Annotated in this window: 24 protein-coding genes; 14 read left to right on the top strand and 10 right to left on the bottom strand. The window is 71.1% G+C overall.

Translation table 11 applies throughout. The features are described 5' to 3' along the window. Positions 1 to 42: 42 nt before the first annotated feature. Together GA0070608_RS25130 and GA0070608_RS25135 are read right to left on the bottom strand one after the other, a co-directional pair. The gene (locus GA0070608_RS25130) at positions 43 to 675 is read right to left on the bottom strand and encodes a response regulator (RefSeq protein WP_091630937.1); all 633 of its coding nucleotides are present in this window, start codon (positions 673 to 675) and stop codon (positions 43 to 45) included. Beyond that, on the bottom strand, positions 672 to 1,877 hold the full coding sequence (locus GA0070608_RS25135; protein WP_091630938.1) for a sensor histidine kinase: 1,206 nt from the start codon (positions 1,875 to 1,877) through the stop codon (positions 672 to 674). Before GA0070608_RS25135 ends, GA0070608_RS25130 begins: the two co-directional genes overlap by 4 nt. Before the next feature lie 97 nt (positions 1,878 to 1,974). Between GA0070608_RS25135 and GA0070608_RS25140 the strand changes: the two genes are divergently transcribed. From GA0070608_RS25140 to GA0070608_RS25150, 3 genes are all read left to right on the top strand, one after another. After that, positions 1,975 to 3,129: an ABC transporter permease gene (locus GA0070608_RS25140; protein WP_245715936.1), complete on the top strand. Its 1,155-nt coding sequence runs from the start codon at positions 1,975 to 1,977 to the stop codon at positions 3,127 to 3,129. Further along, a complete protein-coding gene (locus GA0070608_RS25145) occupies positions 3,126 to 3,806 on the top strand; it encodes an ABC transporter ATP-binding protein (RefSeq protein WP_091630939.1) in 681 nt (226 codons plus the stop codon). The genes GA0070608_RS25140 and GA0070608_RS25145 overlap by 4 nt, the downstream gene beginning before the upstream one ends. A 90-nt stretch (positions 3,807 to 3,896) precedes the next feature. Further along, positions 3,897 to 5,360, top strand: coding sequence for a hypothetical protein (locus GA0070608_RS25150; protein WP_091630940.1), 1,464 nt, complete (start codon positions 3,897 to 3,899; stop codon positions 5,358 to 5,360). 201 nt (positions 5,361 to 5,561) lie between these two features. Here the strand turns inward: GA0070608_RS25150 and GA0070608_RS25155 are convergent, their stop codons facing one another. After that, positions 5,562 to 6,926, bottom strand: coding sequence for an MFS transporter (locus GA0070608_RS25155; RefSeq protein ID WP_091636130.1), 1,365 nt, complete (start codon positions 6,924 to 6,926; stop codon positions 5,562 to 5,564). A 67-nt stretch (positions 6,927 to 6,993) separates the two neighbouring features. Here GA0070608_RS25155 and GA0070608_RS25160 point away from each other — a divergent pair, with 67 nt between their 5' ends. Continuing rightward, complete coding sequence (locus tag GA0070608_RS25160) at positions 6,994 to 7,728, top strand: AraC family transcriptional regulator (protein ID WP_091630941.1); 735 nt, start codon at positions 6,994 to 6,996, stop codon at positions 7,726 to 7,728. Positions 7,729 to 7,832: 104 nt separating this feature from the next. Here GA0070608_RS25160 and GA0070608_RS25165 read toward each other — a convergent pair whose 3' ends face one another. Further along, positions 7,833 to 8,531, bottom strand: a complete 699-nt coding sequence (locus tag GA0070608_RS25165) for a class I SAM-dependent methyltransferase (RefSeq protein WP_176733833.1) — start codon at positions 8,529 to 8,531, stop codon at positions 7,833 to 7,835. Between the two features lie 497 nt (positions 8,532 to 9,028). Between GA0070608_RS25165 and GA0070608_RS25170 the strand changes: the two genes are divergently transcribed. Beyond that, the gene (locus tag GA0070608_RS25170) at positions 9,029 to 9,751 is read left to right on the top strand and encodes a hypothetical protein (protein ID WP_245715937.1); all 723 of its coding nucleotides are present in this window, start codon (positions 9,029 to 9,031) and stop codon (positions 9,749 to 9,751) included. Between the two features lie 95 nt (positions 9,752 to 9,846). Continuing rightward, positions 9,847 to 10,854, top strand: a complete 1,008-nt coding sequence (locus tag GA0070608_RS25175; RefSeq protein ID WP_091630944.1) for an RNA polymerase subunit sigma-70 — start codon at positions 9,847 to 9,849, stop codon at positions 10,852 to 10,854. Positions 10,855 to 11,178: 324 nt separating this feature from the next. Here GA0070608_RS25175 and GA0070608_RS25180 read toward each other — a convergent pair whose 3' ends face one another. After that, positions 11,179 to 11,763, bottom strand: a complete 585-nt coding sequence (locus tag GA0070608_RS25180) for a dihydrofolate reductase family protein (protein WP_091630945.1) — start codon at positions 11,761 to 11,763, stop codon at positions 11,179 to 11,181. 649 nt (positions 11,764 to 12,412) lie between these two features. Between GA0070608_RS25180 and GA0070608_RS25185 the strand changes: the two genes are divergently transcribed. Next, positions 12,413 to 12,763, top strand: a complete 351-nt coding sequence (locus tag GA0070608_RS25185) for a VOC family protein (protein ID WP_091630946.1) — start codon at positions 12,413 to 12,415, stop codon at positions 12,761 to 12,763. Here the strand turns inward: GA0070608_RS25185 and GA0070608_RS32250 are convergent. Then, on the bottom strand, positions 12,741 to 13,013 hold the full coding sequence (locus GA0070608_RS32250) for a hypothetical protein (protein ID WP_141719543.1): 273 nt from the start codon (positions 13,011 to 13,013) through the stop codon (positions 12,741 to 12,743). The two genes, GA0070608_RS25185 and GA0070608_RS32250, sit on opposite strands and share 23 nt — an antisense overlap. A 56-nt stretch (positions 13,014 to 13,069) precedes the next feature. Here GA0070608_RS32250 and GA0070608_RS25190 point away from each other — a divergent pair, with 56 nt between their 5' ends. The 5 genes from GA0070608_RS25190 to GA0070608_RS25210 all read left to right on the top strand — a co-directional run bounded on the left by GA0070608_RS25190 (position 13,070) and on the right by GA0070608_RS25210 (position 16,582). Then, a complete protein-coding gene (locus GA0070608_RS25190; protein ID WP_091636135.1) occupies positions 13,070 to 13,405 on the top strand; it encodes an ArsR/SmtB family transcription factor in 336 nt (111 codons plus the stop codon). Further along, positions 13,405 to 14,106: a cation diffusion facilitator family transporter gene (locus GA0070608_RS25195; RefSeq protein WP_245715938.1), complete on the top strand. Its 702-nt coding sequence runs from the start codon at positions 13,405 to 13,407 to the stop codon at positions 14,104 to 14,106. Before GA0070608_RS25190 ends, GA0070608_RS25195 begins: the two co-directional genes overlap by 1 nt. Next, positions 14,103 to 14,726 (top strand): methyltransferase family protein, encoded by a 624-nt coding sequence (locus GA0070608_RS25200; RefSeq protein ID WP_091630948.1) that lies wholly within the window; start codon positions 14,103 to 14,105, stop codon positions 14,724 to 14,726. The genes GA0070608_RS25195 and GA0070608_RS25200 overlap by 4 nt, the downstream gene beginning before the upstream one ends. 90 nt (positions 14,727 to 14,816) lie before the next feature. Continuing rightward, complete coding sequence (locus GA0070608_RS25205; protein ID WP_091630949.1) at positions 14,817 to 15,653, top strand: M55 family metallopeptidase; 837 nt, start codon at positions 14,817 to 14,819, stop codon at positions 15,651 to 15,653. Between the two features lie 131 nt (positions 15,654 to 15,784). Further along, the gene (locus GA0070608_RS25210) at positions 15,785 to 16,582 is read left to right on the top strand and encodes an aminoglycoside adenylyltransferase domain-containing protein (protein ID WP_091630950.1); all 798 of its coding nucleotides are present in this window, start codon (positions 15,785 to 15,787) and stop codon (positions 16,580 to 16,582) included. Here the strand turns inward: GA0070608_RS25210 and GA0070608_RS25215 are convergent. After that, positions 16,551 to 16,916, bottom strand: a complete 366-nt coding sequence (locus GA0070608_RS25215) for a nuclear transport factor 2 family protein (RefSeq protein WP_091630951.1) — start codon at positions 16,914 to 16,916, stop codon at positions 16,551 to 16,553. The genes GA0070608_RS25210 and GA0070608_RS25215 overlap by 32 nt on opposite strands. Before the next feature lie 106 nt (positions 16,917 to 17,022). After that, positions 17,023 to 17,469: a DUF6194 family protein gene (locus GA0070608_RS25220; RefSeq protein WP_091630952.1), complete on the bottom strand. Its 447-nt coding sequence runs from the start codon at positions 17,467 to 17,469 to the stop codon at positions 17,023 to 17,025. 122 nt (positions 17,470 to 17,591) lie between these two features. Here GA0070608_RS25220 and GA0070608_RS25225 point away from each other — a divergent pair, with 122 nt between their 5' ends. Next, on the top strand, positions 17,592 to 17,792 hold the full coding sequence (locus GA0070608_RS25225; protein ID WP_091630953.1) for a hypothetical protein: 201 nt from the start codon (positions 17,592 to 17,594) through the stop codon (positions 17,790 to 17,792). A 90-nt stretch (positions 17,793 to 17,882) separates the two neighbouring features. Here GA0070608_RS25225 and GA0070608_RS25230 read toward each other — a convergent pair whose 3' ends face one another. After that, the gene (locus GA0070608_RS25230) at positions 17,883 to 18,722 is read right to left on the bottom strand and encodes a nitroreductase/quinone reductase family protein (protein ID WP_091630954.1); all 840 of its coding nucleotides are present in this window, start codon (positions 18,720 to 18,722) and stop codon (positions 17,883 to 17,885) included. Between the two features lie 439 nt (positions 18,723 to 19,161). Here GA0070608_RS25230 and GA0070608_RS25235 point away from each other — a divergent pair, with 439 nt between their 5' ends. Beyond that, positions 19,162 to 19,344, top strand: coding sequence for a hypothetical protein (locus GA0070608_RS25235; RefSeq protein ID WP_091630955.1), 183 nt, complete (start codon positions 19,162 to 19,164; stop codon positions 19,342 to 19,344). A gap of 6 nt (positions 19,345 to 19,350) precedes the next feature. Here GA0070608_RS25235 and GA0070608_RS25240 read toward each other — a convergent pair whose 3' ends face one another. Further along, entirely contained in the window at positions 19,351 to 19,818 is a 468-nt protein-coding gene (locus tag GA0070608_RS25240) for a DnaJ family domain-containing protein (protein WP_091630956.1), read from the bottom strand. Positions 19,819 to 19,873: the final 55 nt, after the last annotated feature.

Genomic DNA, 19,873 nt, shown 5'->3' on the forward strand with positions numbered 1-19,873 from the left:
ACCCCGCCGACCCGCGCCGCCGCCGGACCCCGGCACGGCCCGTCAGCGGCGGATCAGGCCACGGGCCCTGGCGGCGGCGACGGCGGCGGTACGGGAGTCGACGCCGAGCTTGCCGTAGACGTGCACCAGGTGCGTCTTGACGGTGGCCTGACTGAGGTGCAGCCGCAGACTGATCTGCTGGTTGGACAGCCCGTCGGCGACGAGCTGCAGGACCTCGGTCTCGCGGCGGCTCAGGGCGGTACCGGGGGTGCGCATCCGGTCGATCAGCCGGTGCGCGACGGTCGGGGCGAGAGCGGACCGGCCGGCGGCGGCGGCGCGTACGGCCGCGGCGAGCTCTTCGGGCGGGGCGTCCTTGAGCAGGTACCCGGTCGCGCCGGCCTCGACGGCCGCGAGGATGTCGGCGTCGGTGTCGTAGGTGGTCAACACCAGCACGACGGGGCCGTCCGGGCGTGCGGTGATGGCGGCGGTGGCGGCGGCGCCGTGCATGCCCGGGCCGAACTGGAGGTCCATGAGCACCACGTCGATCCGCTCCCGTTCGGCGAGCGCGACGGCCCGCTCGGCGGTCGCGGCCTCGGCGACCACCTCGAAGTCGGGCTCGGTGGCGAGGACGGCACGCAGCCCGGCGCGTACGACCGGGTGGTCGTCGGCGAGCAGCAGCCGGATCGGATCTCTCACGCGCCCGCCCCCGACGCACCGGTGCCCGGAAACGCGAAACTGACGGCCAACGTGGTGCCCCGGCCGGGCGCCGACTCCACGGCCAGGGCGCCACCGAGTTCCTCGGCCCGGGCACGCATCGCGGCCAGCCCGAACCCTCCGTCGCCGCCCGGCCTGCCGGCGTCGTCGACGTCGAAGCCCGCGCCGTCGTCCACCACGTCGAGGACGACGCCGGAGTCCCGGTATCGCAGGGTCACGTCGGCACGGCTCGCCCCGGCATGGTGAACGGTGTTGGCCAACGCGGACTGCGCGATCCGCAGCAGGGCCACCTCGTGACCGGTCGGCAGCCGCACCGCCGTCCCGTCGAGATGCAGACGCACCGCCAGCCCGGACCGGTCGGCGGTCGCGGCGCACAGCCGCCGCAACGCCGCCGGCAGCGAGCCGCCGTCGAGGCCGGGCGGGGTCAGCGCGCGGACGAACCGGCGGGCCTCGGCGAGGTTGTCCTGCGCGGTCCGGCGGGCCTGCTCGACGTGGCCGGCCGCCACGTCGAGCTGGTCGGGAATGGCCCGCTGGGCGGCACGCAGCAGCAGTTGGATGCTCGACAGCCCCTGGGCGAGGGTGTCGTGGATCTCGCGGGCCAGGCGTTCGCGTTCGGCGAGGACACCGGCGGCGTGTTCGGCGGTGGCCAGCTCGGCGCGGGTGGCGGTCAGCTGCTCGATCAACCGCTGGCGGCGCTCGCTCTCCCGGTACAACGCCTGGTAGCCGAGCACGGTGCCGACCGCGACCGCGGCGCCGATGCCGGGACCGATCACCGCGCCCGGCGTGAGCGTCCCCTGATGGGCGGCGACACCGACGACCGCCACCACGGTCGTCGCCGCCACCGCGAGGGTCCCCCAGCGGGTGGGCAGCAGAAACAGGTGCAGCAGGAACAGCGGGAACGCGAACCACACCCCGTCCGGGGTCAGCACCAGCAGCACCAGCCACCCGGCCGTCAACACCGCCAGCCACGCCGCCGCGGCGCCTCGGGATCGGCGGACCAGTGGCAGCGCCGCCCCGGCGGCGTAGACGACGGCCAGCAGCACCGACGCCGCGAGTACGGCGGCACGCTGCGGCCCCTGTCCGGCGAGGGCCCGTACGGCGGCGACCGCGAGGAGCACCGCGACCAGCAGGTGCAGGCAGACGCGCAGCACCCGCAGCGGCCGAGCGAGCGATTCCGGGTTCACGATGTGTCCAGGCTAGGACGCCGACGGCCGCCGCCATCAACCAAAAGGTTGATCCTGACGTACACAGTTCGACGTCGCGAACCCGATCGGCGGCGCGATGGCGACGGCCGTGATCCGGACGACGGTTGGTGCCGGGGCCGCCACCGCGCCCCTCCCCCGCTACCGGAAGGCCGATGCGATCGTGTTCGTCGCGTGGAGAGATCTACGGTTCGCCAAGGGCCGGTTCGCCCTGATGGGAACGGTCGTCACGCTGATGACGCTGCTGGTGGTCCTGCTGTCCGGGCTGACCGCCGGCCTCGGCCGGGGCAGCACCTCGGCCATCTCCGACCTGCCCGCCGACCACCTGGTGTTCTCCGCCCCGGCCGACGGGCAGAAACTCTCGTTCACCGAGTCGACCGTCACCCGGGAACAGTGGCTACGCTGGCAGGCCGTGCCGGGAGTGACCGGCGCCGCGCCGCTCGGTATCGCCACCACCCGGGTCAGCGTCGGCGACCGCAGCGCCGCGCTGTCCGCGTTCGGCGTCCCGCCCGGGTCGGGCCTGGCGCCCGACGCCCTCGCCGCCGGGCAGGCCGTGCTGTCCCAGGAAGCGGCCGACGCCCTGGGCGCCGGGCCGGGACAGACCGTGTTCGTCGGCGGACGCCCGCTGAAGATCGCCGCGGTGGCCGGGGACGCCTCGCACAGCCACACCCCGGTGATCTGGACCGACCTGGCCGACTGGCAGAGCCTGGCCCCCGGTGCCGACGGTGACGCCGCGACGGTCGTCGCGCTGACGACCACCCGCGACGTCGACCTGGCCGCCGCCGACCGGCAGCTGCGCACCCACACGGTCACCCGCTCGGCGGCGCTGTCCGCCATCGGCTCGTACACCGCCGAGAACGGGTCGCTGCAACTCATGCGCGGCATGCTGTTCGCGATCTCCGCGCTGGTCATCGGTGCGTTCTTCACCGTGTGGACCATCCAGCGCGCGGCGGACATCGCGGTGCTGAAGGCACTCGGCGCCAGCACCGGCCACCTGCTACGCGACGCGCTCGGACAGGCCCTGGTGCTGCTGCTCGCCGGCACGGCCGCAGGCACCGCACTCGCGGTCACGATCGGTGCGGCGGCAGCCGGCACGGTGCCGTTCGCGCTCACCGCCGGATCCGTGCTGTTCCCGGCCGCCGTGATGATCGCGCTCGGCGCGACCGGCGCCGCCCTGTCCATCCGCCGGATCACCTCCGTCGACCCGCTGATCGCCCTGGGGAGCGCCCGATGAGTCTCGACCTCGCCGACGTCACGCTGACCTATCCCGACGGCGACACCCGGCTGACCGCGCTCGACCGGGTCAGCCTGAGCGTGCCGGCGGGCACCACCACCGCCGTCATCGGACCCTCCGGCTCCGGCAAGTCGAGCCTGCTGGCGGTGGCCGCCACCCTGATCACCGCCGATTCGGGAACGGTGGTCGTCGCCGGCACCGACACCACGCGGCTCGGCCGCCGGGAGACGACCGCGCTGCGCCGCGAGAAAATCGGAATCGTCTTCCAACAGCCCAACCTCATCGCCTCGCTGACCGCCGCCGAACAGTTGCGGGTGATCGCCCACCTCGCCGGCGGTTCCCGCCGCGCCGGACACGACCGCGCCGCGGAACTGCTGGCCGCGGTGGGGCTGACCGGGCAGGCCGACCGTCGTCCGCACCAGCTCTCCGGCGGCCAACGCCAGCGGGTCAACATCGCCCGCGCCCTGATGAACGACCCGGCGGTGCTGCTGGTCGACGAGCCCACCAGCGCGTTGGACCACGACCGCGGTGCGGCGATCATCGAGCTGGTCACCGACCTCACCCGGCAGCGTGGCACCGCCACCGTCCTGGTCACCCACGACCGGGGGCACCTGCACCGCGTCGACGCGGTCGCCGAGATGGTCGACGGCCGGCTGTGCCTGCCGGCCCCGGCCTGAACACGCCCGCGCGAGGCGGCCGGCTCTGCGCGACGCGGCCCGGTGCGGCAGAGTGTCACCGTTGGCTCGGGGCGAGGGAGGGCGGAGTTCGTGGAGGGTCCGACGGGGGTGGTGTTTCCGAAGACCGACACGGGACGCAGTACGTCTGCGCTCGGGCGGTCGGTCGTCGCCGACGCCCTACGTGCCGTCGATCCGGTGGGTGCGCGCTCGACGGAACACGAGACGAACTGGCGGCACGGATACCTCGGGCACTTCCGGCGGCTCGTCGAGGCCGGGCTGCTCTCCCGCGACGCCGCGGTGACGATCGCCCGGGACGGGCTCGCCTCGCTGCATCGCCGGATGGCGGTGCTCCGCGCCGACGGCACCGAGATCGGCCTCGGCGACGTGTTCGCCACGCCCACCGAGGCCGAGCAGCTCCAGACAGCGACGGTAACCGGCACCGGCGAGGTCGAGCGCGAACTGTCGCTGCCGTACCGGGGCCAACGGCTGCGCGGCGACGACCTGCGCCGCCGGCTCGACGCGTGGGTCACCGCCGGCGTCGTCGAGCCGTCCTGCGCCGACGCGGTACGTGCCGTCATGGCCAACCCGGACTGGCTCGACCTGCGCGACCAGCGCATCGTGGTGCTCGGCGCGGGCGCGGAGATGGGCCCGCTGCCGTCCGTGTTGCGCTGGGGTGGCGATGTCGTCGCGGTCGACCTGCCACGCCCGGAGATCTGGCGGCGTCTGCTGCACACGACGCGCCGCTCCGGGGGCCGGCTGCACCTGCCAGTCCCGGCCGGCGCGGACCCCGGGGAAGACGCGTTGGCCGCCCGTGCCGGCGCCGACCTGTTGCACAACCTTCCGCAGGTGGCCGACTGGCTGCTCGGTGTCGACGGCCGGCTCGTCCTCGGCAACTACGTCTATGCCGACGGTGCGACCAACGTCCGGGTCGCCACGGCGGTCGACGCGCTCACTGTCCGGTTGCAGGACCGCCGTGACGACGTGGCGCTCGCGTTCCTGGCCACCCCCACCGACGTCTTCGCCGTTCCCGGTGACGCGGTACAGCACGCCGAACGGGGCTATGCGGCGCGCGGCATCGTCCGCCGGTCGCTGCGGGTGGCCTCCGGCGGCAGGCTCCTGCACCGCAACTACCCGCCGGGCGTCGACCCGGGCGTCAACGACAGCCTCGTCCCCCAACAGGGCCCCAACTACGCGCTGGCGAAACGGATGCAGCGGTGGCGGGCGACGGCGGCCCGGGACGCCGGGGCGACGGTGTCGTTCACGGTCGCCCCGCCCACCCGGACCCGCTCGGTGCTGCGCAACCGGGCGCTGGCCGCCGCGTACGCCGGTGCGCACCGCTTCGGCATCGAGGTGTTCGACCCGGCGACCAGCAACACGCTGATGGCCGCGCTCCTGGTGCACGACCTGCGCACCGGCGGCGGCCCGGCGCTGCCACACCCGTGGCAGGACGAGGCGTACGGTGCGGCGCACGGCGGGCTGTGGCGGGTGCCGTACGCCCCGCGCAGCGCCCTGGGCCTCGCCGTTCTGCTCGGTCTCGGCGGCGCACGGGCCTGACCCGCCCCGCGCTGCCCGCCAGAATGGACGACGTCGCCCACGCCATCGGCCGGTTCCGAGGGTACGGCCTGATGGAGAACCACGGCGGCAACGGCGTGGGCCACGCCATGCATGAGGACCCGTGCGCTGTTTGGCGGCCGGAGGACCCTGCTTCCTTCAGGTCTGCGCCGTCCTGGTGCACGGACGGGGTGGCCCAGATCCTCACCGGGGAGCGGCTGTCGGGGTGCTCCGGCCGCCGGCTCCATGTCCAGCAGGCTGCCGTGGGCCACTGGCACGCGCCGGCAGCAGCACGACGATGAGCACAGCGCCGAGCGCCATACAGACCGCGCCCGCCGTGAGCCCGCCTGAGTAGCCCATGATGGCCAGCGCGGCCACCCCGACGGCGCCGCCGATCTGCTGGACGGAGGTGAACAGGGCCGAGCCGAGACCGGCGTCCTCCTCGGTGGTGCCGTCGACCGCGGCTACGGCCATGACGGGCAGGCTCAGCCCGTTGCCCACGCTCAGTATGAGCATGCCGGGCAGGACGTGGACGGCGTAGGAGTCGCCCGCCCCCACCCCGGACAGCAGCAACAGGCCGGCGATGTTGACCAGGAACGCCAGCAGGAGTGCCCAGCGCGTCCCGATTCTGAACGAGATGCGGGAGGACAGCCACATGCCCGCCAGGATGCCGGCGCCGTAGGGCAGGTAGGCGATGCCGGCCAGGAGCGGGCTGTACCCCAGAACGGTCTGCACCTGGATCATCAGCAGGAACGACATCGCGTACATCGCCATCGAGAACAGCAGGGTCGCGCCGTTGGCGACCGCCCGCGTCCGCGAGGCCAGGAACGACCTGGGCACCAGCGGCGCCACCGCCCGCGACTCTGCCACCACGAACGCCACCGCCAACGCGGCGGACAGCACGACGGCGCCGATGACGATCGGATCGCTCCAGCCGGTCTCACCGGCCCGCAGCAGTCCGTACACCAGCGACACTGCGGCACCGGTGACCAGGACCGCGCCGGGAACGTCGAGGTGGCGCCGGCCGGGGACGCGGGACTCGGGAACCAGGCGGGGGAACAGCGCCAGGGCCACGGCGACGACGGGCAGGTTGATCAGGAAGATCCCGCGCCAGGACACCAGGTCGGTCAGCGCTCCGGACAGCACCAGGCCCGAGGTTCCGCCCAGGGCCGCGATGCCGCCCCAGATGCCCAGTGCCTTGGCCCGCTCCTCCGGCCCCGGATGCAGCAACATGATCATCGACATCGCCGCCGGGCTGGCCATCGCAGAACCCGCGCCCTGCACGAACCGCCCGGTCACGAGCTGCCATGGCTCCTGCGCGAGCCCGCAGGCCAGGCTGGCCACGCCGAACAGCGCCACGCCAATGAGGAAGACACGGCGGCGGCCCAGCAGATCCGCCATCCGGCCGCACAGCAGTAGCAGCCCGCCGAAGGCCAGGAAGTAGGCGTTGACGACCCAGGGCAACCCGGACGCGCTGAAGCCCAGCTCATCGCGGATGCTGGGCAGGGCCACGTTCACGACGGTGTCATCGAGCACGAGCATGAACTGGACAAGACACAACACGATCATCGGCACCTGACGACGCTATGACCCGCCGCATTTGGCCACAATCCGCGACGAGGCCAAGCTGTATCGCATGGAGGACATGGGCGCGATCATCGTCGGCCACTTCCCGCTGGCCTCGGGAGAGTGGATTCCCCCGCACAGTCACACCCACCACCAGCTCGCCTGGACCCGGCGCGGCGTCCTTAGCGTCGGGGTGGGCGAGGTGTACTGGGTCCTGCCGCCCACCAGGGCGCTGTGGCTGCCCGCGGGCGTCACCCACAGGACCGGTGCGACCCGCGACGCGGTGCTGTGCAGCCTCTACCTGGCGCCGGAGCGCTGTCCGCTGGACTGGCCCGAGCCCACGGCGGTCGGCGTCGACAGTCTGCTGGCCGAGCTGATCGGGTACCTGGCCCGTACCGACCTCACCGACGATGCGCGGTCGCGCGCCGAGGCGGTGCTGCCCGACCTGCTGCGCCCGCTGCCCACCCGGCCCATCGACGTACCGCGACCCACCGACGAGCGTGTCCGGGTAGTGGCGGCCGCCCTGCTGGCGAACCCGGCCGACCCGCGCGGCCTGGAGGCTCACGCCCGCGCGGCGGGCGTGAGCCGGCGGACGTTGACGCGGCTGTTCGTGCGCGACACGGGCATGAGCTTCGACCATTGGCGAACGCAGGTACGGCTGCGCGCCGCCCTGCCGCTGCTGGCCGAGGGGCAGCCGGTATCGCGGGTGGCGCACAGCGTGGGGTACGCCACGGCGAGCGCGTTTCTGGCGGCCTTCCGCCGTACGGTCGGCACCACACCCCGGCGCTACCTGCTCAGTCGCTGACTGCTGCTGGCGGTCGCCTTCGTGGCGCAAGTCCCACGAGCGTCAGTGCTGGCCGGCCCGGCGAGGCATCTCGGCTTCCATCGTGGACATAGGCACGGCCGCCGTCAGTGTGCTTCCAAGACGAAGAAGATGAAGCAGATGAAAGCTGTTCGGTCGCCGAGCCCGGGCGGCAGGAGCTCGCGTGGGGTGTCGGGTAAGAAGGGAGGCTCACTGATGACCGCGATGCGGAAGCCAGCCTCGGTGAACGCGTCGGTCATGGCGTGCAAGGGGCGGTGCCAAAAGGTCAGCACCGCGCGCTCGTCGCCGAAGGTGTACTCGTCCGAGTACTGCGTGACGGAGAAGTAGTCGGCACTGGGGTCGCTCGCCTCGAGGACGCGGGGGTGGTTGACCGACAGGAGGAGGCGGCCACCGGGCTTCAGCACGCGCCGCAGCTCGGACAGGGGTGCCTTCCAGTCTTGCAGGTAGTGCAGCACGAGCGAGACGACGACATCATCGAACGCGCCGTCGGCGAACGGTAGCGGCAGGCTGATGTCGGCTACCTGTAGGTCGGCGTCCTCACCCAGCCTCTTTCGCGCCAGTTCGACCATGGCAGGGCTGGAGTCGAAACCGGTCACGACGGCGCCCCTCGCACGGAGGGCTTCGGACAGGGGTCCGGAGCCGCACCCTGCATCGAGCATTCGACGACCCCGGACATCGCCGGCGAGTTCGAGCATTGCCGGTCGCTCGTAGTGCGCGTTGAAGAGGCCTGACTCGTTCTCTCTCGAGTAGCTCTGGGCGAAGCCGTCGTAGTGGTCGGCCCTCATCAAGTCCTCGCTTCTTCGGGTGCTTGCCGGGCGGGAGGAACCCGGTCGATGTTGGCACATGTCGTCGATGTTCCTCGGGCCCCTCCCAGTGCAGCCAAAACGGCTGGGAGGGGCCCGCGACAACATCCGGGTCAGCGTCCAACACGATCAGCCGCTCCAGCCATGACCAGCGGATCGTCCACCAAGAGTTGACCGACCGCAGCCGCCCCTTGCCTGGCGCCTCGACGGTCGCACATAACAGTCATTATGGTGTCTGCTCGATTTGCACCCTTCGTCCCACCTGATTACTGGTTTACTATTACCAGTAATCTAGTAACAGATGAAGGGTGCGTCCCCACCCAGGAAGGCCCGTCCGTAGTTCCCATGTCGGTTCTCGGCGATACTGGCGAGCGCGCTGTGTAGGTGGCGGACTCGTGGCGAGCAAGTTGGCGAGGGGCTGCCGAAGCCTTCGGCGAGCCGGACACCTGCAGCACGCCGCCCTGCTCGAAAATCGGCGTGTGACGACGACTTCTTTTGTGCGGCAGGCAGCCGACTCCTCTCCCGCGCTGCACTACTACGTGATCTACGACAGTGCTGGCGTGCCGGAAGGGCTGCTGGCCGAGGAGTTCCTGCTCGCGGCGGACTACTCCTCAGCCGGGCTGGTGAGTGGTGGCTGGAGCCGGTCGGAGGGCCGCTGGCGCGACGCGTCGGCCACCAGTCGGCGCTTACGCCTCGACGCCGCGCTGCGGAAGCGAGTGACGCCCGTCGGCCGGACAACGGCGGCGGCGTTCTACCGGGACCTTTGCGGCGCCGACCTGCCGGACGAGCCCGCGCTGCGGGCGTGCTTTGGCGCCCCTCCAGCTCAGCCGCCGTCCGCCTTGCGGTTGAGCGGTTCCGAGCCCAGGCCGGGGTTCCGCGAGACGCGTGTCTACCGGATCCTGTTCGCCGACGAGCTGAGCCCGGACGGCCTCGCGGCACTCAGTGAGGCGTGGCAGATGCCGGTCACCGGCGACCTCGCGGAGCCCGAGGTGCGCATCCTGGGCGCGGTACGCCGTCAGGTCTCCGGCGACGCCTTCCGCTGGGATCTGCGCCGGGTCGCTGCGGGTGCCGCATGGGGGCTGGACGTAACCTGCGATCTTCTCGGGGATCGTGATGAGGCGGTCGGCGTGCTGCTGCGCGGTTTGACGACCCAGATGCGGCAGCAGGGGATGATCCCTGTCACCGTCGATCGGTTCCGCTGAGTGGTTACGGCCCGGTGTCAGCGGCTTCACCGATCAGAGATCCTTCGCCACGTCGTCAGTTCTGTTTCCTCGCACCGGTGGAAGGATTGCTGACCATGACCGATGCCAGACTGCCGGGCGCCGACGAGGCCACGTTCATCGCGGCGGTCCGCTCAGGTGACACGACGCGGTTCGCACGAATCACGGAGCGTCACCGGCGTGAGTTGCAGGTGCACTGCTACCGGATGCTTGCGAACTACGAGGACGCCCAGGACATGACGCAGGAGACGTTCCTGCGAGCGTGGAACAAGCGGGCGTCGTTCAAGGGCCACGCGGCCCTGCGGACCTGGCTGTACCGGATCGCGACGAACGCCTGCCTCGACTTCCTGGAGAAGCGCAACGACCGCACACCCGTACCGTCCGAGCTGGCGGACGTCGGCTCCGAGGTGCTGTACCTCCAGCCGTACCCCGACCGGATGCTCCCCGAGGACCCGCAGGAATCGGTGGTGGCGCGGGAAACGGTCGAGCTGGCTTTCATCGTTGCCGTCCAGCACCTGCCACCGCGGCAGCGGGCGGTGTTCATCCTGCGCGACGTCCTCGGCTGGCCGGCGTCGAAGGCCGCCGACGCCCTCGAGCTGACCGTCGCATCGGTGACCAGCGCACTGCAGCGGGCGCGCGTGACGATGCGCGAGCAGCTGCCCGCCCGCCGCCTCGACTGGCGGAGCCCCGCCACGCACGAGCTGTCGAACGACGAGCGCGCTGTGGTGAAGTCCTATATCGACACCCATGAGCGCAACGACCTCGACGGGCTGATGGCCCTGCTGCGCGACGACCTGCGCTTCGTAATGCTGCCCGAGGCGGGCACCTCGGTCATCACGGCCAAGGACGCGGTGGACGGCTGGGTCTCCGGTGGGCTCTTCCAGCCCGGCTACGACGACTGGCGCTGTATCACCACGACGGTCAACCGCATGCCTGCCGCCGTGCTGTACCTCCGCACCCCCAACGACCCGGAGTACCGGTTGTTCAACATCGCGGTCCTGCACATCGTCGACGGGAAGGTCGCCGAACTCACCGGATTCGACGCCACCGACAAACCATGGCTGGACCTGCCCGCGACACTGTGATCACCCACGTCCCCATCGTCGACGAGTCCAGCGCACGGGCCACCGTCACCGAAGTCACCGCGAAATGAGCACCCCGACCAGCTGAACACCAAGGCGACAACGCATAACGCCGCCCCGCCGGCGTTGCCGGCGGGGCGGCGTTATGCCCGAAGAACATCGTCACAATCAACGACGCCGTCGTCGCTCATCTCCAGCAAGTCGGTCAACAGCTCACTCGGAACGCAAGGAAGGGCCCGGGGAAGGTTCCCTCACAGCCGAGGATCATGGTGAGCACGCCAGGAAGGATTTCGACCTGGCCTTACGAGCCGGGCAGCTGGCCCGTGCTCATCGCCTCGTCTCGTATCGGGTCAGCCCTACGCCGCCGGGAAATATCCGCGTCTCGACCAGGTTCAAGTTCACCCAGGTGTCCAACGCGGGGAAGAACGGCGTGCCGCCGCCCACCAGGACCGGGCGGGTGACCAGCACGTACTCGTCGATCAGCCCGGCCCGCATGGCCGCCCCGGCAAGCGTCGCGCCGCCGATGTCCATCGGGCCGCCGTCCTCGGCCTTGAGCCGGGTGATCTCGGCGACCGCGTCGCCGGTGACCAGGCGCGTGTTCCAGTCGACCTTGTCGATCGTCGAGGAGAACACCACCTTCGGCATGTCCCGCCAGCGGCGGGCGAACTCGATCTCCGCCGGTGTGGCGCCGGGCTGCTGGTCGGCGGTCGGCCAGTGAGGACTCATCGCCTCCCACAGCTTGCGCCCATACAGCGCCAGGCCCGTCGCCCCCACCCGGTCGGACCACCACTGGAACAGCTCATCGCTCGATGACGAGTCCGGTCCCTCACCCCCACTCCAGCCGAGGTCGTCGCCGGGAGCGGCGATGTAGCCGTCCAGGGTCACGTTCATGCCGAAGGTCAGTTTCCGCATCGTGCCAGCCTCCCGTAGGTCGATCTCACACGTACAGACGGGCGCGGCGCGGAAAACTAATCGGTGCGCGATCTGCGTCCGCAGGCAGTCCCCAGCACTAACTCTCGGATGAACGGACAGTGACGGGCCGTCACTGTGCGCCCGTGTCAGGGTCGTAGCGCGTCCTTCACGAAAGATCCTTCTCCCGGTCGGCGTTCGCGGGCGATGAACGACGTGCGGCGAGTGTGGCCACGAACCCCTCGTACGCAGCCACCTGGTCATCGGACAGAAACCCCACAGGCACAGCCGCACAACGTACGCCGACTCAACCGGCCACCACGGCACCAGCCCCAAGATCATCCTTATCGCTACTGGCGGAAGGATCTTCCTCAACCCCGAGGTCGTCCGCCATGGAGGGCGTAGGAGACGGCCGCCCGGCACGCCTGGCATGACGGACCCGCCATGATCGAGGGGCTGCTCCGAGCGGCCGAAGCCGGCGCGGACCAGCTGCACGTCGGGCCGCTAGCCCATGCCCGCGAAGCAGGTTGGGCGCTCGCTCCCGACGGCAGTCGCCGTGATCTCTACCGGCCATCACCGAGCCGGAGGACCCGAAGGTTCTGGCACTGACCGGTGTGTTGCCAACCGGCGGGGTGGGAACGAAGATCGCCGCATGGCAGTCAGCAGGATCGTTCCGGACTTCAAGAGCATGTCACTGGAGGCGGCCAAGGCCTTCTACACGCAGGTCCTCGGGCTACAGGTGGTGATGGACCACGGCTGGATCGTGACGCTGGCGGACCCCGGGAATCCCCACGTGCAGTTGAGTCTCATGACCCACGACGCGACCGCTCGCGTCGTCCCGGTTGCCTCGATCCAGGTCGACGACGTGGAAGCGAGCTACCAGGCCGCCCGGGCTGCGGGAGCCGAGATCGTGCACGAGTTGACCGAGGAACCGTGGGGCGTGCGGCGGTTCTTCGTCAGGGATCCTGACGGCCACGTGATCAATGTGCTCGCGCACGACTGAACTGAGTACGGTCACCACCCACGCCGAAGGTTTCATCAGGATCACGACGATCTGGCTCATGGCCGCCCGCCCGGCCGGTGAGCAGACCAGACTCCGGCCCGGTTCGGTGAGCAGGCCACGGCGCCCGCAGTAGCGCAGCGTCTGCCGCGGTGGCGACCTCGCCGCTGTGCAGCGCGCTCACGCCGGCGGCCCGGTCGGCGAGGGCCTCCACGCCCACGTGCGCGACCGGCACGTGCACGTCGAGGCGCACCGCGTCACCGGACTTACAGTACAGCTTCCGCTGAATACAGCATGTGATGTACTGTGCTGGCCGTGGAGACGTTGACGCACGGGCAGGTGCTCGCCCGTTTCGGTCATGCCCTGTCCGACCCGGTCCGGGCCCGGCTTTTGCTCGCTCTGCGCGACGGGCCCGGATACCCCGCGGAGCTGGCAGACCTACTGGGTACCAGCCGGCAGAACCTGTCCAACCATCTGGCGTGTCTGCGGGGCTGCGGTCTGGTCGTCGCTGTCCCGCAGGGCCGGCGCACCCGCTACGAGTTGGCCGACGCCCGGCTCGCCCATGCCCTGGGCGACCTGCTCGGCCTGGTCCTGGCGGTCGACCCGGCCGTATGCCCGGCCACCGAGTCCGACAGGTGCTGCTGATGGCCACCCCGTTGCCGCTGCTGTCGACCGGCCCGACCCCGGCGCGGCGGGCGCTGCTGGCCCGGCGGGTCCGGTGGCTGGTCGCCGCGACCATCGCCTACAACACCGTTGAAGCGGTCGTGGCGATCACCGCCGGCACCCTGGCCTCGTCGACCGCGCTGATCGGCTTCGGTCTGGACTCCGTCATCGAGGTTGCCTCGGCCGCTGCGGTGGCGTGGCAGTTCTCCAGCGCCGACCACGAGCGCCGGGAACGGACCGCGCTGCGGATCATCGCCGTGTCGTTCTTCGCCCTCGCCGCGTACGTCGGCGTCGAGTCGGTGCGGGCGCTGCTCGGCGCCGAGCGTGCCGAGCACTCCACCATCGGCCTCGCCCTCGCCGCGGTGTCGCTGGCGGTGATGCCGGTGTTGTCGGCCTCGCAGCGCCGCGCTGGCCGGGAACTTGGCTCCCGGTCGGCGGTCGCCGACTCCAGGCAGACCCTGCTGTGTACCTACCTGTCCGCGGTGCTGCTGGTCGGGCTCGCGGTCAACTCGCTGTTCGGGTGGTGGTGGGCCGACCCCGCCGCCGCTCTGGTCATCGCCGCCGTCGCGATCAAGGAAGGCCGCGAAGCCTGGCGCGGCGAGAGCTGCTGTTCTCCCACCACTGCGCCTGCGGCGGCCGGCGACTGCGCGGACGGCTGCTGCACCCCGGAGCAGCCGCGATGACGGCTGCCCTCGCACTGTGCCTCTACCTGCTCGGCCTGGCGTTGGCGTTCGGGTGGCGCAGCCTCGCCCAATGGCGGGCCTCCGGCGACACCGGGCTGCGGCTCGACACCGGCCCGACCGGATCGGTCAGCTGGTGGGCCAAACTGCTGTTCATCGCCGCACTGCTGCTCGGCATCGCCGGCCCCGCCGCCGGGATCGCCGGCGCGGACCCGGTCGCCGCCCTCGACCTCGACCCGATCCGGATGGCCGGGCTGGTCCTGGCCGTCACCGGTGTGGCCGCGACCCTCGCCACCCAACTCGCGATGGGCGCCTCGTGGCGGATCGGCGTCGACCCGGACGAGCGCACCACACTGGTCACCACCGGCCCGTTCGCGCTGGCACGCAACCCCATCTTCACCGCCATGATCGCCACCAGCCTCGGTCTCACCGCGATGGTGCCCAACCCGGTCTCACTTGCCGCCACCACTGTCCTCATCGCCTCGATCCAGCTCCAGGTCCGCGCCGTCGAAGAGCTATACCTCACCCGCACCCACGGTGGCGACTACACCGGGTACGCCGTACGCGTCGGCCGCTTCTGCCCCGGCATCGGCCGCCGCCAGCCAACACCGGTCAACCGCTGATCGTTGGCTTTCGCTGGAAACTACGGCCGGGCCGGGTGGGGCAAAGGAATGTCAGATGCGGACAGTCACGCGCGTCAGTACATTGAGGTGATGACAGGGCCCACGGTGCTGATCTCGGCCGACATGGAGGGAATCTCGGGGATCGTCCACCCGACCGAGACGAACCCGGACAGATACGACTACGACCGCTCTCGCAGGCTGATGACGGCCGAGGTGAACGCGGCCATCCTCGGTGTGCTCGAGGCGGAGCCTGACGCAGCCGTGCTGGTGGCAGACGCCCACGGGCCCTTTCGCAACCTCCTGCCCGAGGAACTCGACCGGCGAGCACGACTCGTCCGTGGTCAGCCCCGCCCGCTGGGCATGGTGGCCGGACTCGAGTTGGGGGCCGACGCCCTGCTGTTGGTCGGATATCACGCGCGCGCTGGTTCGGGTCCAGCGGTGCTGGCCCACACGATGAGCGGTGCGGTGCTCGACGTACGGCTCAACGGGCGGCCGACGGGCGAGATCGGCCTGAACGCCACGGTGGCGGGTCACTTCGGTGTGCCGGTGGTGCTGCTCAGCGGTGACGACGTCGCGTGCGCCGAACTGCGCGACCTGGTCCCCGGCGCGGTGACCGTCGAGGTCAAGCACGCGCTGGGCCAGGCCGCGGCGGTGACCCTGCATCCCGGTGAGGCCCAGGAGCGCCTCCGGCGGGCAGCCACCACGGCGGTACGCCAGCGCGCACAGGTACCGCCGCTGACCCTCCCCGGTCCCATCGACGTCGAGGTCGACCTGTACAGCCCTGCGACCGTGGACCTGGCGACGCTGGTTCCCGGGTTCGCTCGCGCACCTGGCGCGCGGACGGTGACATTCACCGGCCGGGACATGGCCGAGGCGTACCGAGGGGTGCAACTGCTCGTGCAACTCGGCCAGATCAAGCCTGGCTGACCGTTCTCCGCAGTCACCGGCACTGACAACCGTGCGCCTGGGGCGCGCGTGATTGCCTCCAGGCTCGGGGCTTCCCGCAGGCATGAGCCGCCGAGCCGGCTGCGGATGATCTCTGGTGGTATGAATGCTGGGTGACGCCACAGTCAGACAGCGCGGCACTGGCCGTTGCGGGGCACTTCGCCGGAGCCTGCGCCGATATCGTCGGCACGTCGGTCCGATCGGTGATCCTGCACGGCTCACTCGCCGGCGGCGACTTCCGCCCCGGCCGTAGTGACATCGACCTGCTCATCGTGGTTGAGGGTGGGCTACCGGACGCGCAGGTCGACGCGCTGGAGAACCTCGTACGCCGGGCCGATCTCGGCGGTGCGAGCGGCATCGATCTGCATGTCGTGGCCGCCGATGTCGCCGGCGCGCCGACCCGGATGCCGCCGATGGAGCTGCACATCGGCCGGTACGACGGCTCATCTGTCGGGGTCGAGGTCGAGTCGCGGGTGGCCGCCGCGCCCGACCTACCGGCCGAGCTGTCCATGGCTCGCGCAGCCGGGCGCGCCCTGATCGGCGCGCAGCCGCACGACGTGATCGCGCCGGTGCGGGCCGACTGGATCCGCGAGCGGGGCAGGCACTGGCTGAAGATCTGGCGGTGCCATACCGACGACACGGAAGACGCCGTGCACATGGTGCTCACCGCCTGCCGGATCTGGCGTTTCGCGGTCGACGGGGTGCACTCCCCCAAGTCGGAGGCTGCCCGGTGGGCCCTGAACCAGGATCCGTCGCTGACAGCGGTCGGGCAGGCCCTCCATCAGTACACAGTCGATCCGGCCGCGCCGATCGGCGAAGCCGGCATTGCCCACCTGTTGGACACCGTGCTACGTGAGACCGCGTCCCCCTCGTCCCCTGTCAGCGGTGGTCGTTCTCCTTCAACTCGATGACCCAGGCGCGCCGCTCGGCGATCCTGCCGTCACGCATGACGAACACCTCGGCCATCGACATGCGCATCTCCTCGCCGTTGTCGCGCCGCACCGAGCCGATGAGCTCCGCCATGACCGTGTCGCCCTGCTCCACCATGCGTACGACCTCCAGGTGGGGCGGCGGCACGAAACCCGGCCCCTCGATCGCGGCGTCGTACGCCTCCTTGCCCTTGAGGTTGAAGGCGCCGAACACCGTCCACTCGATGTCGTCGGTGAGGCAGGACAGGATCTGCGCGTGGTCGTTCTTGCGGAAACCGTCCAAGTAGGTCTCGACGGTCTGGGTGTTACGTGACATGGGCGGTGTCCCCTCGTCCTCGGCGGGCCTGCCCGATGGCAGACCCGCCGAAGCTAACCCGGCGGTACGACAGCAGGCCCGTGGGACGCGCCGGCCGGCACGGATCTCAGGACGGGGCCTGCCGGGACCGGTGGTTGGTGTGCTTGCGGGCCGCGAAGTCGTACGCCTCGGTCAGCAGCCGCCGCACCGTGTCCACGGTCGCCTCGCCGGGGTTCACCACGCACACCCAGTGTTGCCGGGCGTAGACCGGATGCGGCAGGACGGTGTCCGTCACGGTGTGGTCGATGTCGCCGTCCGACCCGTGCCGCCGTGGAAACAGCGCGCCGTACGCCGACCGGGTCAGCCCGATGTTGAGCCGCCACGCGTCCGGCCTGCTCAGCGCGGAGGCGTCGTCGTAGTGGTCGCCGGTCACGATCGTCGCGAACGGCAGCTGCCGATCGGCGGGCAGATCCCGGTCGGGGTCGTAGATGAAGAAGGTGTCCCCGTTCGCCTCGAGGGTGTCAACCCCGTCGAAGGTCTCGCAGACGTACCGCGTCATGTCCTCAACGTCCATGCCTCAATTTTTTCATTGAAATGCTTGTTGAGGCTTACGCCCCATTTCTGTCATCTCCAGATGGGAATCCCTCAAATCCGGGCACAACCCGGCCGGTCACGTCGGGGTTGTCGCGACGCGTCGTGCGGTGTTGTTCACGGGTCAGGGCTCGCAGCGCGCCGGTCACCAACCCGCTGTCCGGTACGCCCACCGGCGACCTTCCCGACGCCGGGAAGGGTCTGACCGGGCTCGCCGAGCGGGTGGCCCTCGCTGGCGGCACCATCGAGCACGGCGTCGCCAGCGGGTCCTTCCGGCTGACCAGCCGACTATCCTGGCCGGCGTGACGTCAGGCCCGATCCGGGCGCTGCTCGCCCACGACACCGACGACGGCTGAGGGCGGCACGGGCAAACCGTGCCGGTGCCGCCCTCAGTCGCTACGCCTGGTCGGTGCCGTCGAGGACGGGGATGAGCTGCTCCTCCTCGTACGCCAGGTGGGCCTCCAGTTCGGTGGTGAGACGCTCGACCTCCCGGCGGGCCTCGGCCGGGTCGGCGTCGGGGTCGCCGATCACCTGTTGGAGGCGTTCGACGAGCGCCGCGATGCGACGGTGTTCCTCGCGCAGCCGCGCCAGCGTCGGGGCGAGGTCCGGACGTTGCCCCTCCAGCCCGGCGAACATCCCCGCGTCCTCGTTGCGGTGGTGGTGGTGCAGGCCCTGGCAGACGGTCAGGCAGTTCACCCGCAGCTGGGCACCCAGACCCGCACCGGAGCGGGCCACCTCGTCGCGGATCAGTGCCAGTTCCCGGCGGAACGCGTCGTGGACCAGCTTGAGCGCCGCGCCCCACGACGGCGCCTCCGGCGGCCCGCCAGCTACCTGGTGCAACGCCACCACGGGAATCACCCGGGACGTCTTCGCCTGGTACGCGGCCCAACCCGGATCGGCCTCCACGGCCCGGGCGAAGATCTCGTCGCGTTCGGCGCCGGTCAGCACCTCCGCGCGCGCCTGGTAGGTGAAGACCCCGTCCTCGACGGTGGCGGACGGGTCGGCGAGGAGGTTGTGGTACCAGGCCGGGTGCCTCGGGGCGCCACCGGCGGAGGCGATGACAAGGATGCGTTGCTCACCGTCGGGCAGGTAGCCGACCGGGGTGGTGTGCGGGGCGCCGGAGCGGGCGCCGGTGGTGGTGAGCAGGATCAGCCGGGCCCCCTCGAAGGGCCCGCCTACCCGGCCGGAATTGGCGCGGAACTCGTCGATGATCTGCTGGTTGAAGTCGTTGGGCAATGCTCTGCTCTCTGCTCGGCAGGAGGATGCGGCCACGGTGGATCGCCCGCCCGGCGACCGGTGGCGGCAAGGACGCGGGTACGCCGGCGTACGACCGGCGTGGACGGTGGGGAATGCGAGAGGAGATGTGCGCTGCGGTGGACGTGGCGTCGACACCGGCAGGTGCGGGGCGTCGGCGGGCCGCGGGCCCGCCCCCGGCTCAACTGATGGCCGGGTGCCCTGTCCGCTTGTGGCCCATGGCCGACCCGGCAGTCACGGGTTCGACCCTAGTGCGGGTGGCGACGGCGGGCAAGCGCCATCCGGGTTGCCGGAGTCGGGGTGTTGGTAGCCGTTGCTCTGACCGCCAGGGCGCGGGCAGGGCCGAACGGTTACCGGTCGCGCCCGTTGTCGACGACCGTGCGGAGCTGTCAAACCAGACACCTCACACCAGACTGCGAATATGCAGACCGACAACCTGCTGGCGTACGCCGGTCAGGTCAGTGGGCGGCCCGACGACGGCCACCTGCCGTTCGACCTGGTCGTCTCCCCCGCTGCCGAGGTGCTGCGGTGGCTGACCGGTCGGGGCGAGTTGCCCGGTCAGGCCCGGCGCGCGTCCTGGGCGTGGCGGGCGGCGGTGGACTGACCGGGGCTACACCGCCCGGCGGCGCCAGGGCGGTAGCCAGCCTCGCCGACGCGACGGAGCCGACGGAGCCGGTGCCGGGAACGAGGCGACGGCCTCCCGCTCGGAGCGCCAGCCGCGGAGCACGTTGTCGGCGCTGACCGGGCGCACCGAGACCCGGGGGCCGATGGGCGTGCGCAGCCAGGAGACGATCTGGGCGTTGAGGTCGGCGACGAACGCGCGTACGGATTCCTCGGTCGGCAGGTCCCGCACGTCGTCGGGCAGCTGCTCGATCCGGCGGCGCAGTCGCAGTGGCGTCGGCAGCAGCAGATCGGTGGGGATCTTCTCCCGCTCCAGGAAGCTCTTGATCCACCACGACTCGTCGTACGGCTGGCCACTGCCGGGAATGGGCTTGCCCATGCCCGGGAGGTTGTCGAACTCGCCCTGCTCCTGCGCCGCGCGGATCCGCGCCTCGACCGACGCTTCCCAGCTGTCCACCTGCCGACACCTCCCCGGTCCCCACGGTAACGCGGCCACCCGTTTCGGGGCCGAC

This window comes from Micromonospora peucetia (assembly GCF_900091625.1).
GTDB classification, from domain to species: Bacteria; Actinomycetota; Actinomycetes; order Mycobacteriales; family Micromonosporaceae; genus Micromonospora; species Micromonospora peucetia.

What these genes read in the sequence shown, in the direction of transcription:
- GA0070608_RS25205 (WP_091630949.1), top strand. Translation starts at nt 14,817, where the DNA reads ATGACAGGGCCCACGGTGCTGATCTCGGCCGACATGGAGGGAATCTCG.
- GA0070608_RS25160 (WP_091630941.1), top strand. Translation starts at nt 6,994, where the DNA reads ATGGAGGACATGGGCGCGATCATCGTCGGCCACTTCCCGCTGGCCTCG.
- GA0070608_RS25235 (WP_091630955.1), top strand. Translation starts at nt 19,162, where the DNA reads ATGCAGACCGACAACCTGCTGGCGTACGCCGGTCAGGTCAGTGGGCGG.
- GA0070608_RS25180 (WP_091630945.1), bottom strand. Translation starts at nt 11,763, where the DNA reads ATGCGGAAACTGACCTTCGGCATGAACGTGACCCTGGACGGCTACATC.
- GA0070608_RS25200 (WP_091630948.1), top strand. Translation starts at nt 14,103, where the DNA reads ATGACGGCTGCCCTCGCACTGTGCCTCTACCTGCTCGGCCTGGCGTTG.
- GA0070608_RS25155 (WP_091636130.1), bottom strand. Translation starts at nt 6,926, where the DNA reads ATGATCGTGTTGTGTCTTGTCCAGTTCATGCTCGTGCTCGATGACACC.
- GA0070608_RS25145 (WP_091630939.1), top strand. Translation starts at nt 3,126, where the DNA reads ATGAGTCTCGACCTCGCCGACGTCACGCTGACCTATCCCGACGGCGAC.
- GA0070608_RS25165 (WP_176733833.1), bottom strand. Translation starts at nt 8,531, where the DNA reads ATGAGGGCCGACCACTACGACGGCTTCGCCCAGAGCTACTCGAGAGAG.
- GA0070608_RS25140 (WP_245715936.1), top strand. Translation starts at nt 1,975, where the DNA reads ATGGCGACGGCCGTGATCCGGACGACGGTTGGTGCCGGGGCCGCCACC.
- GA0070608_RS25215 (WP_091630951.1), bottom strand. Translation starts at nt 16,916, where the DNA reads ATGTCACGTAACACCCAGACCGTCGAGACCTACTTGGACGGTTTCCGC.
- GA0070608_RS25220 (WP_091630952.1), bottom strand. Translation starts at nt 17,469, where the DNA reads ATGGACGTTGAGGACATGACGCGGTACGTCTGCGAGACCTTCGACGGG.
- GA0070608_RS25195 (WP_245715938.1), top strand. Translation starts at nt 13,405, where the DNA reads ATGGCCACCCCGTTGCCGCTGCTGTCGACCGGCCCGACCCCGGCGCGG.
- GA0070608_RS25175 (WP_091630944.1), top strand. Translation starts at nt 9,847, where the DNA reads ATGACCGATGCCAGACTGCCGGGCGCCGACGAGGCCACGTTCATCGCG.
- GA0070608_RS25185 (WP_091630946.1), top strand. Translation starts at nt 12,413, where the DNA reads ATGGCAGTCAGCAGGATCGTTCCGGACTTCAAGAGCATGTCACTGGAG.